Here is a 13,619-nt window from a genome sequence, read left to right on the forward strand (position 1 = left end):
GGCGGGGCGACGGGAGGAACCGTTCACAGGTCGGCCTCGTCCAGTTCGGCCATCAGCGCTTGCATTTCGTCATCGGACAGGCCCGAGGCGCTGAATTCGGTGCTGTCGGCTTGCGGCTCGGCGGCGCTCGGCTCCAGCGGTTGCGCGACCTCGGCCATGGCCGCGATGGTCTGGCGTTCGAAGACTTGCTTGGCCGACAGCGCGATGCCTTGCTCGTGGGCCTGGGCCACCACTTGCAGGCTCAGGATCGAGTCACCGCCGATGGCGAAGAAGTTGTCGGTGACACTCACTGTCGAGAGTTTCAAGACCTTGGCGACGATCGCTTGCAGGGCGGTTTCCATGGCGTTGCGCGGCGCCACGTGGGCGTTTTCGTCGAACTGGTCCGGGTCGGGCAACTGGCGGGTGTCGAGCTTGCCGTTGGGCGTGCGCGGAAAGCTTGCCAGGGTCAGCACCAGGGCCGGCACCATGTACGACGGCAGGCGTTCACCGAGGAAGCGCTTGATCGCCTCCGAATCCGGCGCGTAGCCGTGGGCAGCCAGGATGTAGGCGAGCAGGCGTTTGCCTGCGGCATGTTCCTGGACGATCACCGCGGCTTCGCGCACGTCGCTGTGGCTGCACAACTGGCGTTCGATTTCGCCCAGTTCGATGCGGTAGCCGCGGACCTTGACCTGATGGTCCTTGCGGCCCAGGAACGCCAGGCGTCCGTCGGCCAACCAGCAGGCCAGGTCGCCCGTACGGTAGGCACGAGTGCCGTCGGCCAGGGTGACGAAGGCCTTGGCGGTTTCTTCGGGCTTGTTGCGATAGCCGCGGGCCAGGGTCGGGCCGGCCAGGACGATCTCGCCCGGTTCGCCAATGCCGCAAGCGCGGTCGAATTCGTTCAGCAGGCGCAGGTCCATGCCGGCGATGGGGCGGCCGATGCTGACGTTCCGGCTGGGCTCCAACACTTCATAGGTGGCCCAGACCGTCGCTTCAGTGGGACCGTATTCGTTCACCAGCCGGGCGTTTGGCAGGGTCTTGCTGTGTTGCGCGATCAGCGACGGCGGGCAAGCTTCACCGGCGACGATCCAGCAGGCGAGGGGAGCGGCTGCGTCGCTGCGCTGCAATTGATCGAGCAGGGCCTGGTACAGCGATGGCAGCGACAGGCCGTGGCTGACCTGATGCTGGGCAATCAACTGCGCCAGGCGAGCCATCTCCAGCTCTTCACCCGGGGCGGGCAACACCAGGCGTCCGCCTTGGGCCAGGGTCCAGAAAATCCCGGCGACCGAACTGTCAAAGGCAAACGAGGACAGCAGCAGGTAGGCGCGCACGGGCGTCTCATAGGCGGCCATGCGCACTTGGGTCGAGAAACTCAGCGCGCCATGGCTGATTTCCACGGCTTTCGGCGCACCGGTAGAGCCGGAGGTGTAGATCAGGTAGGCGAGGTCGTTCGCGTCCGGCAACGGCAGCGCCGGCCAATCGCCGAGGTCCGGCGTTGCCAGGTCGTCCAGCACGAAGCGTAGCAGATGGACCGGCACGCTGTCGGCCAGTTCGGCGCTGACCACGATGTGGGCAATGGCGCTGTCGGCGAGCATGTAGGCGCGGCGGTCGGCCGGGTAGGTCGGGTCGACTGGCACGTAGGCGCCACCGGCTTTCAAGACGGCGAGCATGGCAACGATGGCCGCGTTGCTGCGGGCGAACAGGATGCCGACGGGCACCCCGGGGCCGATGCCGGCAGCGACCAGTCGATGGGCCAGTTGCGTGGCGCAGGCGTCGAGGCGGCTGTAGCTGAGGTCGCCGTCCTGGTCGCTGAGGGCGATGGCGTTCGGTTGCTGGCGAACCTGACGGGCAATCAATTCCACCAGCGTCACGGGTTCGATGGACGGCACGCTCGCGCCGGCGCCAATCAGTTGGGATTGCAGTGCACCACCCAGGGGCAACTGGGCCCAGGCCTGTTGCGGTTCCGCCAGGGCACCTTGCAGCAGTTGCAGGCATTGCTCGGCAAGGCAGCCGGCGGCTTCGGCGCTGAGGGCATGGCGGTCGTAGACCAGTTGCGCGTGCAGGCCGTCGGGCAACTGGCGGACGTTCAGGCATGCCTTCAGCGGATTCATCACCGCGCTGGCATGACGTTCCCGGGCATCGCCCGAGCGCCAGGCAAAGGCGTATCCGGCGTCGAGGGTGCCGGTGTAATAGTCCTGCCAGCCGACCGCCCGTTCCAGGGTGGCGGCTACTTGCGCGCTTTGCTCCAGCAGGGTCACCTGGGCATCCAGTTCGATGTTCACGGGCAGGCACTGCTCGAACAGACCCAGGGTGTTCTCCAGTTCCGCGCCGCGACTTTCATGGATCAGGGTGAGCGGCACCTGTTGTTGGCCGGCCAGTCGTCCCAATACCGCTGCCCATGCGGCCAGCAGCACGTCCGGGGTCAGGGCCGGGTGGCGGGCGAGGTCGGCCGGCAGCGCCAGGTCCAATCGGGTCGGCGCAAACCCGCCTTCGAGGATCGATTCGAGGGACAGTTGCAGGGTGGCCTGTTCGGTTTCGCCCGAGGGTTTCCAGAAGCTCACGCCTGGATGGTCCGGCGCGTCTTCAACCAGGCTCCAGCGCCATTCGGCGTAGTCGGCGTACTGCAAGGTGTCGGACAGGTCCGTGGCGCTGTCTTGCAGCAGTGCACCGGCCAGCCATTTCAGGCTGGCGAGGTCGAAGTGGCTGCTGGCCGCCGCCAGGTCCAGGATCGTCTGTTCATCGGACAGGCGCACCAGGGTCACGTACAGGGGAGACGTCCAGTCGCGGGGCTGGTCGGCGAGTTGGGCCAGCGCGGCGTCCTGGTCGGCGTGGTTGTATTGACGCAGGTCCTGGAGCTTCACCGCCAGCGGAGCGGTTTCATCGATCACCTGCACCGGGTGGCGCAGGCCGGGCACGGGCATCAGGCGCGTGCGCAGGATTTCACTGTCGGCCACCAGCGCCTGCAGGCGCTTGTTCAGGGCGTCGATGTCCTGCGGTTGCGACAGCGACCATTGCAAATGGCAACTGAACGGGTGCTCCGCCGCGCCATTGATGTGGGGGTAAACCGATGCCTGTTGCGGCGAAATACGAAAACCTTGAAGTCCGCTCATGTTCATCTCGACTGGAAAAGGGCTTGAGCCTGGATCGCCGCACAGACGCTGGGGCTTGCTGGACATGGGTCAGGCAAGCCTCCTGCGAACGGCGGGTGGACCCGTTGAATGTCAGACGGCAACGTCGCTCGACAGCAGGGCTTCAGCCATGCCAGTCATGATGGCGCGCTTGCCGGTAAAGGGTTCGCGACCGTGCACAGCGAGCATGTTGTCGATGAACAACACGTCCCCCTGTTGCCAACTGAACCGCACCAGCGAGTCGAGGTAGGCCGCGCGTAGCGACTCCAGGACCTGGGGCTCGATGGGTTCGCCATCGCCATAAAAGGTGTTGGTGGGCAGGTCGAGGTCGTTGAAGTTGCTTTGCAGCGAATCGCGGATTCGCCCAGGCAGGGTGCTGATGTGGAAGAACGTGGCGTGGTTGAACCAGACCTCTTCGCCGGTGCGCGGATGGCGCACCACGGCCGGCCCGCGTTGGCGGGTGCGCAGGCGATTGTGGTCTTTCCATTCCACTTCGATGCCGACGCTGGCGCAGTAGGCTTCCACTTCGCCACGGTCTTCGGACTGGAACACGGTCTGCCACGGCAGGCCGAAACCATCGCCGTAGTTGCGAACGTACAGCACGCCTTTTTCCCGGAACCGCGCTTCGATCTGCGGGCTGATCCTGGCCTTCACGGCGCGGGTCGAGCCGATCGGTGTTTCACCGCCGGTCTCGGACGGCAGTTGGCAGTAGAAGAACAGCCGCAGCGGGAAGCGCGGTGAGTAGGAGTGTTCGTTGTGGGGGAAGATCATCTGGTCGGCCGGGTAGTCGGTCGAGGTGTAGATATTGCCGCCGACCCGTGTCCGGGGCGAGGCACGGAACATGTATTCCAGCGCTCCGGGGGAAAGGGCGGCGATCACCTGGTCGAACTGCTCGACGGACGCGACGTTGAAGCCACGAAACAGCAGGGCGCCGTACTGCAGCAGTTTCTTTTCCAACGACTCGCGTTCCCGGGTGGCCCAGGCGATCAGGTCGACGCCACTGACCGCTGGCTCGATCACCAGGGGCAGGGCATGGTCCGGGCTGAGCAGGCGCTCGGTCACCAGTTGTTGTTCCGAGACGTTCATGGCTTTGCGACGCACGGCGCCGAGGGCGCGTGGCGATGGGGGCACGATAGACATAACGGCATCCGACTCGGTTAAAGGGACAAGGAGCGACGTTTGGCTTGCATCATCTGGCTGCGACCGGCCAGTGCCTGGGACTGTTGCCGCTCACGGGCAAAGGCCTGGTCCCAGCTGTCGATGCGCTCGGCCAGTGCCGGCAACGGCTCGTCCAGCAGGGTGTGCAGGTGTTCCAGCAGGCACGTCCACAGGTGCTGCAGGCGCAAGGCTCGGCCCTGGTCGAAGTAGTCGCCGCGATACTTGAGGGTCGCGGCAAGGCCTTCGCTGCCGTGCACGAGGTCGAGTACCAGGTGGAAATCCCCTGGTGCCTGGGCCACGTCCAGCGCGGCCAACTGCGCGCCGGCGATGGCGGTCGGCGTCACCCGTGACGGTTGATAGTTGAGCTTGACCTGGAACAGCGGCGAGTGACCGGGACGGCGCTGCGGCGCGAGGGCCGAGACCACCAGATCGAAAGGCAGGCCTTGATGGGCGTAGGCCAGGCGCGCTTCATCGCGAACCCGCTCAAGGAAACCGGCCAGGGTTGGCTCGCCACGCAGGTCACAGCGCAGGGTCAACTGGTTGACGAAGAAGCCGATGACGTCGTTGTGCTCGGCCAATGGCCGGCCGCTGACGTCGGTGCCCAGCAGGAATTGCTGCTGGCCGCCCAATTGCTTGAGCACCAATTGGTAACTGCCCAGCAACAGCATGAACAAGGTCATGCCTTGCTCGCGGGCCAGTGCTGCCAACCGCTCGCAGCTGGCCTGGGGCACGGTGAAGTCCAGGCTGTGTTCGCCCGGGGCCTGGCCGCTGCCACCCAGCTCCAAGGTTTGGGGCATGCCGGCCAAGTGTCCGCGCCAGAAGTCCTGCTCGTCGGCGATCCGCTGTTCGTTCCAGTGCCGGGCTTCCCATTGGGCGAAATCGAGGTATTGCCCCGGGAGCGCGGCGTCGGCCGCCCCCGCCAGTTCCGCCAGCAATAGTTGCGCCGAGCGCCCGTCGAAGGCGATGTGGTGCAGGGTCAGCAGCAGGTCATGCTGTTGGTCATGTCGGCTGAATAACTGCGCCCGCAGCAGCGGGCCGGCTTGCAAATCGACGGGGGTGGCGTGTTCGTGGGCCAAGCGCTGGCTCAGCGTCTGTTGTTGCTGCGCTTCATTCTGCTCACGCACATCATGATGGACCAGCGCTACCGCCGTGGCCGGCAACACGTGTTGTTGCGGGCCATCGACACCGTCGCGGTACACCGTGCGCAGCACGCCATGTCGCTCGACCAGCGTGTTCAACCGCAGGGCCAGCGTCTCGATGTCCAGCGGACCTTGCAGGCGCAGGTGCAGCACCAGGTTGTGGCGGGTGTCGTCCGGGTTCAGTTGGCGCAGGAACCACAGGCGACGCTGGGCGAACGATTGATGCCCCTGGCTGAGGTTGGCCTGATCGGTCGAAGCCTCGGCCGTCGGCACCGGCTGATTCAGGAGGTCTTGCAGGGCCAGCGCCCATTGGCCGAGGGTGGTTTCCCCGAACAGATCTTGGGTATCGAGGTTCCAGCCCAGGTCCTTGTGCAGGCGCGCGGCGAAGTCGGCCACGCCGATGGAGTCCAGGCCCTGGCCGATCAGGCTGAGGTCGAAGTTGGCGGAAAAATACGGGTTGACCGCGTGCAGCGTCTGTTCCAGCCATTGGCGGCAGGCGGCTTGGGCCTGTTGCGGCGTTTCGGTCGCCAGGCGCTTGAGCTGGGCAAGGTCGAGGGTCACGCCGTTCGCGGCCAGCACGGCACCGCTCTGGGCGATGATGCTCAGCGTGCCCGCAGCGAGCTGTTTGCGTGCGCCTTGACGGGCGATCTTGCCGCTGGTGGTCATCGGGATGGTGCCGGCTTGCACCAGCACGATCTGGTCGATGCCACAGTCGGCGGCTTCGCGCACGGCGTTTTGCATTGACGCGAACAGCGTTGGGTGATGCGCCGGGTCGACGAACTTGCGTTGCGGCTCGGCGACAATCACCAGCTTCTCGCGACCCAGTGCCGGGTCCATTTCCGAGAAGGCGGCAATGCGCCCGGTGCGGATGCCCGGCTCGGCGTCGGTAATGGCGAATTCGATGTCGTGGGGGTAGAGGTTGCGCCCATTGAGAATCAACAGGTCCTTGAGCCGTCCGCAGATCACGACTTGGCCTTCGTGCATGAAGCCCAGGTCGCCGGAGCGCAGGTAATGGTCTGATGAGCCAACAATCCGGGCTTCAAAGGCTTCGCGCGTGGCTTCGGGATTCTTCCAATAGGATTCGGCGTTGCTCGGGCCCTTGAGCCAGACTTCGCCAATGCGATCGGCGGCGCATTGCTCGAAGGTTTGCGGGTCGACGATGGCAATGCTGTGCAGGGCTTGCGGGTAACCACAGGCGACGAACTCCACGGCGGCGGCATCGGTCGCCGCCAGCGCCACGCGGCCGGTCTCCAGCACGGCCTTGTCCAGGCGCAGCACCACCGGCAGCGCGTCGGCCGGCGTGGCGCTGACACACAGGGTCGCTTCGGCCTGGCCATAACCGGGGCTGATGGCCAATGGGTCGAGGCCACAGGCGGCAAAGCGCTGGGCGAACGCTTCGAGGGTGCCAGGGTGGATCGGTTCGGCGCCGTTGATCGCGTGCTTCCAGGCGCTCAGGTCGAGCTGCGCGATGAGGTTATCGCTGACCACGCGGTTGCACAGGGCATAAGCGAAGTTGGGGGCGAAACTGGCGGTGGCGCGATAGCGACTCAACGCTTGCAACCAGGTCGACGGCGCATTGACGAAGGTCTGGGAAGCCATCAGGTAGCACGGCATGCCGCTGTAGAGCGGGGCCAGCATACCGCCGATCAGGCCCATGTCGTGGTACAGCGGCAGCCAGTTGACCATGGCGCCGTGTTCGTCGAAAGCGTAGGCCTGGCGCATCAGTTCGACGTTGGCGATCAGATTGCGCTGACGTACTTCGACGCCTTTCGGCGAGCCGGTAGACCCCGAGGTGTATTGCAGGAAGGCCACGGTCGAAGCGTCGATGGCCGGGCGTTGCCACTGGCTGGCCGGTGGTGTGCCCAGGTCCTGGACAGTCAGCACATCGACCCGGCCCTCCACCAGTTCCAGCAAGCCTTCGCAATAATCCGCCGGGGCGAGAATCAGTGCCGGCTCGGCATCCACCACCACGTTGCGCACGCGGTCGAGGTGGCGCGGTTTGCGCGACGGTGGTGGAAACAACGGCACCGCAATCAGGCCCGCATACAGGCAAGCGCAGAAGGCGCGGGCGTAGTCGAGGCTGCTGGGCAGCATCAAGAGCACCCGATCACCCGGTGCATAACGCGCTTGCAGCGCAGCCGCCAGGGAGCGGGATTGCTCGTGCAGTTGGGCAAACGTCAGGGTTTCGCCAATCTCTACGCCGTCCGGCAGAAAATGCAGGGCGGCACGCTGAGGGAAGTGCTGGGCGTTGGCTTCCAGCACGTCGATCCAGTGTTCGAATGAAAACATGTGCAGTTCACGCCATGGCCACGATGACTTTGCGGTCACCGGTGAAAGGATTGCGACCGTGTGCCACCAGTCGGTTGTCGAGCATCAGGATATCGCCGGGCTGCCAGGGGAAACTGATGGCAGTCTCGCGATAGACCTCGCGCACGGTGTCGAGCATGTCGTCGGCGATCGGCGAACCGTCGCCGAAATAGACATGGCGCGGCAGGTTTTCTTCACCCACCGCCGCCAGCAGGCTGGCGCGTACGCTCGGTTCGATGGCCGAGACATGGAACAGGTGCGCCTGGTTGAACCAGACCCACTCACCGGTCTCGGGATGCTGCTGCACGGCGGCGCAACGCTGGCGGGTGCGCAGGTCGCCGTCGGCTTTCCATTCCCATTCGATGTCGTTGTCCTGGCAGTAGCGTTCGACCTGGGCGCGGTCCTGGGTGTTGAAGACTTTTTCCCAGGGCAGGTCCAGGGCGCCACTGTAGTTGCGCACATAAAGCAGCTCGCGGCTGGCGAACAGCTCGCGGATGTCGGCAGGCATGCGCTGGTAGATCAGGCGGCTGTCGGCAATCGGGGTCTCGCCGCCGGTTTCACTGGCCTTGATGCAGTGGAACCAGATGCGCGAAGGCCAGGGGCGGGTGTAGGCCTGTTCGTTGTGCAACGGAATGAACTGATGGGCCGGGTACTCGGTGGAGCTATAGACCCCGGCGAAGACTTTGCTGCGCGGCGTGGAGCCGAATTCGTAGCTGGCCAGCGGCGCGCCGAAGCTGGCGGCGAAGCGCTTGAAATCGATGGGGGTGGCGACGGTGAAGCCGCGGAACAATACGCCGCCCACCTTAGTCAGGACCTGGGCCAGGCCGTCGCGAATCGAGGCGTCCAGGTCATGGATCGACTGTCCCGATGTCCCCTGCACCAGCACGGGCAGCGCTTGGGCGCTTGCATCCGTGGGCGCCATTGAAAACAGTTCGGAACGCCCGTTCAGGTGTTCGATTGAGGTCATCCTTGTGCATCCTCTTATAGCTTCTTCGACCAGTCACAAGACCTTGAAAGCAGGGCAGCGGTCGGTTGTGTAGGACTCGTCTGTAATGTATTCAATTCAATACAAGACGACATACTAGGTACAAATGAGAGGGATTATCAATACTATTTATTTAATTTTTTTTTTGGATTAGACTCCGCTCCGCTGGCGCCAAACAGCCTTCGGCCAGCTCAAAAAACCAAAAATATCTGTCGCAGGGGAGCGAGGCGTGAATTTCAAAAAGAACACAATTGCGTTGGCTGTAGGGTCGGCCATAGGCTTGAGCAACGGCGCTTGGGCGGCTGAAGAAGCCGGCAAGATGGAGATCGCTCCAATCACCGTGACCGGTGAAAAGATCGACCGTACCCTCGAAAAGACCCAGTCCAGCGTTGTGGTCGTCACCGACAAGAATCTGCGTGAGCACGGCGACAAGGACCTGGTGGATGTGTTTGCCCGCACGCCCGGCGTCTATAGCCAGGCCGGCAATGAGAACTGGGGTATCCGTGGCGTGCCGGTGTCCGGTTTTGACGATCAGGGCCCGGCGGCTCTCAACGGTGCGGTGTCGGTGTATGTCGACGGTGCCGTGCAGCCCAACCGCGCACTGACCCTCAGCCCGGTCCCGCTGTGGGATGCCGAGCAGGTCGAGGTTTTCCTTGGCCCGCAATCAACCACCCAAGGTCGTAACTCCCTGGCGGGTGCGGTGGTCATCCAGACCAAGAACCCAACCTTCGAACCGAGTTTCTCGGCGCAGACCAGCGTGGGCAACTACGGTGAGCACGGCGCGGCCGTGGCGGGTGGCGGGGCCATCGTGGATGACAAGATCGCCGGGCGTATCGCCGTGGATTACGGCGAAGGTGACGGCTATATCCGCAACACCACGCTCAATGACGACGCCAACCCGCGTCGCACCAGCAACACCCGCGGCAAATTGCTGATCCTGCCTAACGATGACACCGATGTCCTCTTGACCTACGCCCACAGCGAACACCGCCAGGGCGACCGTTCGACCATGCGCGTCAATGGCAAGCCGAGCTACTACGACATCGCGTCCAACACCAAGGCCTTCGACAACCTCAAGCAGGACACCCTCAGCGCCAAGGTGGACTATCGCCTGAACGATGCCTGGTCGCTGACAAGCATGACCGCCAATACCAGTACGGACTACAGCAACCGCCTGGACTTCGACCAGACTGCCGTGGACAACGAGGTCGTTCTGCGTAAACAGGACGGTAACCTGTTCAGTCAGGAGCTGCGTCTGAATTACGCCTCGGACACGGTGAAGAGTTTCGTCGGGGCCTACTATGGCCACAACACCAACAACTTCCACGACCGGTTGCTGTTCGATGACGTACTGGTTCGTACCGTCAAAGGTGATACCAAGATTGAAAACAAGGCGGTGTTTGGTGAAGTGAACTGGACGTTCGCGCCGCGCTGGACGTTGATCACCGGCCTGCGTTACGACCACGAGACGAACGATACCGATATCGAGGAGGACGGCCGCTTCGTCCCGGAGAAAATCAAAAAGTCGTTTGATGCCGTGCTACCGAAACTGGGCATCGACTACGAACTGGCAACGGACCAGTACCTCGGTTTCATGGTGCAGAAGGGCTACCGCGGTGGCGGTGTCAACCTGCGCTCCGGTAGTGGCCACCAGGCCTATGACCCGGAATACACCACCAACTACGAGTTGTCCTATCGCGGTTCCTTCTTCGACAAGACCCTGCGCACCCGCGCCAACCTGTACTACACCGACTGGAAAGACCAGCAGGTCAGTGTGCGGGAGAACGGTAGCAACGTCATTGATATCTTCAACGCCGGTCGCAGTGACATCAAGGGCCTGGAGGTCTTTGTCGAAAAAGATATCACCGAACAACTGACCCTCAATGTAGGTGGCGCCATCACCGATGCCAAATACAAGGACTTCGTTGCGGACAATGGGCAGGACCGGAGCGGCGAATCGTTCCTTTACTCGCCCAAGTACAAGATGTCCGTGGGCGGTGTCTATCGCTTCGACGACCGTCTGATATTCGGCACGGACGTGACCTACCAGAGCACCGCGCCTTCGGAATACGAGTTCGATGCCAGCGGCAAGGTCACCGGTGAGCGCCGCAGCGACAACTACGTGCTGGTGAATTTCAACACCGAGTACAAAGTCACCAAGAACGTCGCGGTTTCCGCTTACGTGAAGAACGCGTTCGACAAGGAATACGTCACCAACAACCGCAACGACGACATCATCGACGTCGGCGCACCGCGCACGGTGGGGATGATTCTGCGTTACGACATGTAAACCCAAGGGCGCGGGGAGGCAATCTCCCCGCGCCCGCTCCAACGTTTCGGATGTTTGTTTCCAGGCTGTTCGTTCCCTTCCAAACCCAGCCTCCATGGAGGAAATCATGAGTGCTTTTTCGAATGTCACAGCAGGTGGCGCGCAACAGCTACGCCTGTTGCACACCGGTCTGTCGAGCCCTTACTGCCTCGATTCGACGCCGCTGCTGGAGCGTCAGCAACAGCAGGAATCCAACGCCCGCAGTTACCCGCGACGCATTCCCCTGGTGCTTGAAAGGGCCCATGGCATTTATGTGCAGGACAGCCGGGGGCAAGTGTTCGTCGATTGCCTGGCCGGTGCCGGGACCCTGGCGCTGGGGCACAACCACCCGGTGATCATCGAAGCCATCACCCAGGTCATGGCGGCCGGCGTGCCGATGCATACCCTGGACCTCATGACACCTGTGAAGGACGCATTCGTCCAGGAAATTTTCGCTTGCCTGCCCAGCGAGTTCGCTCGTCACGCACGCATCCAGTTCTGCGGCCCGAGTGGGGCCGATGCGGTCGAGGCCGCGCTCAAGCTGACTCGCACCGCCACCGGGCGACACTCGGTCCTGGCGTTCGAAGGGGCCTATCACGGGATGACCCTGGGCACGCTGGCCATCAGTGGCAACCTGTCGCCCAAAAATGCCCTTGGTGCCTTGATGCCAGGGGTACAGCGCCTGCCGTTCCCCCACGATTATCGTTGCCCGTTCGGGGTGGCCGGCGATCAGGCGGTCACCTTGAACGTGCGCTACCTCGAACACTTGCTCAACGACCCGGAAAGTGGGGTGACCGCCCCCGCGGCGATGATCCTGGAGCCAATCCAGGGCGAGGGCGGGGTGATTGCCGCGCCGGATCGCTGGCTGCAGGAACTGCGCCGGTTGACCCAGGCCCACGGTATTCCGCTGATCGTCGACGAGATCCAGTGTGGCATTGCCCGCAGCGGGCGGATGTTCGGCTTCGAGCAATCGGGCATCACCCCGGATGTCATCACCCTGTCCAAAGCCATTGGCGGCGGGTTGCCGCTGTCGGTGATGGTTTACCACGAGTCGCTGGACGTCTGGCAGCCGGGTGCCCACGCCGGCACGTTCCGCGGCAATCAGTTGGCGATGGCGGCGGGTACCGCGACCTTGCGCTTCATCCGCGATCAAGGCTTGGTCCAGCATGCCGAAACGGTGGGGGCTCATCTGCAAAAACAATTGCAGGCACTGCAAAACGAGTTCGACTGGATCGGTGATGTGCGTGGGCGTGGCCTGATGCTCGGCATGGAAATCGTCGACCCGCAGGGTACCCCCGATGTACAGGGGCATCCGCCGGTGGACACGGCCCGGGCCAAGGCTTTCCAGCAGGCGTGCCTGAAGCACGGATTGATCGTTGAACTGGGCGGCCGCCACGGCGCGACCGTCCGCTTCCTGCCGCCGTTGATCATCACCGAGCAGGAAATCGATTTTGTCGGGAAAATCCTGTTCCAGGCCGCGAGCACGATCAACGAGCGTCCCGCACGCTGATCATCGGGTCAGGGTCAGGGTCAGGGTCAGGGTCGGCGTCCGGCTTGGACGCTGGCCCCGGTCCAACGCGCACTCAGTAGTCCCAATAGGCCGCTACCCAACGAAAGGCATCACCGTCGACCGCCACCCGGCCAACGGAGGGGAACGGCAGGTGAGTGGCGACCAGCAGCTCACCGGACGCCGCCGCTTCTTGCATCAGGCGGACCCGAACGCGGACCGATTCTTCAGGGTCATGCTCAAAGCCGTTGTGCCAGTCGGGGTGGTCGAAAGCGACCGGGAACAACGCATCGCCGGCGAACGTCAAGCGCTCCTCGCCGCAGGTCACGTGGACCACGCTGTGCCCTGGCGTATGGCCGCCGGTGCGCTTGACCAGCACGCCCGGAGCGACCTCGTAGGCTTGCTCGAATGTGCGCAGCTTGTCGTGGTACTCGCGCATGAATTGCTCGGCGGTGGCGCGCAGTACGTCCGGTACCGGTGAGGGCATGGAGGTGAGGGAGAAATCCGGTGCCGCCCAGAACGCTACCTCGCTAGCGGCCACGTGGATCCGCAGGTCTGGACGCAGCCGGCGCTTCACCTCATCAACCAGCAGCCCACCAATGTGGTCCATGTGCATGTGGGTAATCACCACGTCGGTCACCGACGCCAGATCGATACCAGCGGCGGCAAGGCGCTTGGGAAACTGCCCGGCCCGCGGGAAACCGGGAAACTGGCCGCCGAGCCCGGCATCGACCAGTATGGTCTGCTCGCCGCTCCGTATCACCAGCACGTTCAGCGCCCAATCGAAGGCGTCCGGGCCCAGGAACATGTCCTTGAACCAGGCCGCACGAGCGGCTGGGTCGGCATTGGTGGACATCGTTGCGGTCGGCAGGGGCAACACCCCATCGCTGACCACCAGTACGTCGATCTCGCCAATTTTCAGCGCATAACGCGAAGGGACCAACTCCTCGTACGAGGCAGCGTGCAAGCTCATGTTTGAATCCGGATGCATTCCATCCTTTGCGGCAGGGGCGTTCAAATGTGTGGTCATGGTCGTTCTCCGAAGGCTTGGCTCAAGGGCGTTGGCGAAAGCCGCCTTTCTCGGCATGAGAAAGTGGCTGTCGCTGGAGAA

Annotated in this window: 7 protein-coding genes; 2 read left to right on the forward strand and 5 right to left on the reverse strand. The window is 63.6% G+C overall.

Annotation, left to right across the window (positions count from 1 at the left end):
* Positions 1–23: 23 nt before the first annotated feature.
* The 4 genes from J4E53_RS04600 to J4E53_RS04615 all read right to left on the reverse strand — a co-directional run bounded on the left by J4E53_RS04600 (position 24) and on the right by J4E53_RS04615 (position 8,675).
* Positions 24–3,086, reverse strand: a complete 3,063-nt coding sequence (locus tag J4E53_RS04600; protein WP_103308072.1) for an amino acid adenylation domain-containing protein — start codon at positions 3,084–3,086, stop codon at positions 24–26.
* Positions 3,087–3,197: 111 nt separating this feature from the next.
* A complete protein-coding gene (locus J4E53_RS04605) occupies positions 3,198–4,244 on the reverse strand; it encodes a TauD/TfdA family dioxygenase (protein ID WP_060741935.1) in 1,047 nt (348 codons plus the stop codon).
* Positions 4,245–4,261: 17 nt separating this feature from the next.
* Complete coding sequence (locus J4E53_RS04610) at positions 4,262–7,690, reverse strand: condensation domain-containing protein (protein ID WP_103308070.1); 3,429 nt, start codon at positions 7,688–7,690, stop codon at positions 4,262–4,264.
* A 7-nt stretch (positions 7,691–7,697) separates the two neighbouring features.
* Entirely contained in the window at positions 7,698–8,675 is a 978-nt protein-coding gene (locus J4E53_RS04615; RefSeq protein WP_081015417.1) for a TauD/TfdA family dioxygenase, read from the reverse strand.
* Between the two features lie 247 nt (positions 8,676–8,922).
* On the opposite strand from J4E53_RS04615, the gene J4E53_RS04620 reads away from it, so the two are divergent.
* On the forward strand, positions 8,923–10,983 hold the full coding sequence (locus J4E53_RS04620) for a TonB-dependent receptor (RefSeq protein WP_060741937.1): 2,061 nt from the start codon (positions 8,923–8,925) through the stop codon (positions 10,981–10,983).
* A gap of 106 nt (positions 10,984–11,089) precedes the next feature.
* Positions 11,090–12,511, forward strand: a complete 1,422-nt coding sequence (locus J4E53_RS04625) for a diaminobutyrate--2-oxoglutarate transaminase (protein ID WP_103308069.1) — start codon at positions 11,090–11,092, stop codon at positions 12,509–12,511.
* A 73-nt stretch (positions 12,512–12,584) separates the two neighbouring features.
* Here the strand turns inward: J4E53_RS04625 and J4E53_RS04630 are convergent, their stop codons facing one another.
* Positions 12,585–13,538: an MBL fold metallo-hydrolase gene (locus J4E53_RS04630; RefSeq protein ID WP_060741938.1), complete on the reverse strand. Its 954-nt coding sequence runs from the start codon at positions 13,536–13,538 to the stop codon at positions 12,585–12,587.
* Between the last annotated feature and the right edge of the window lie 81 nt (positions 13,539–13,619).

The sequence above is a fragment of the Pseudomonas sp. FW305-28 genome (assembly GCF_017351395.1).
Lineage (GTDB): Bacteria > Pseudomonadota > Gammaproteobacteria > Pseudomonadales > Pseudomonadaceae > Aquipseudomonas > Aquipseudomonas fluorescens_AA.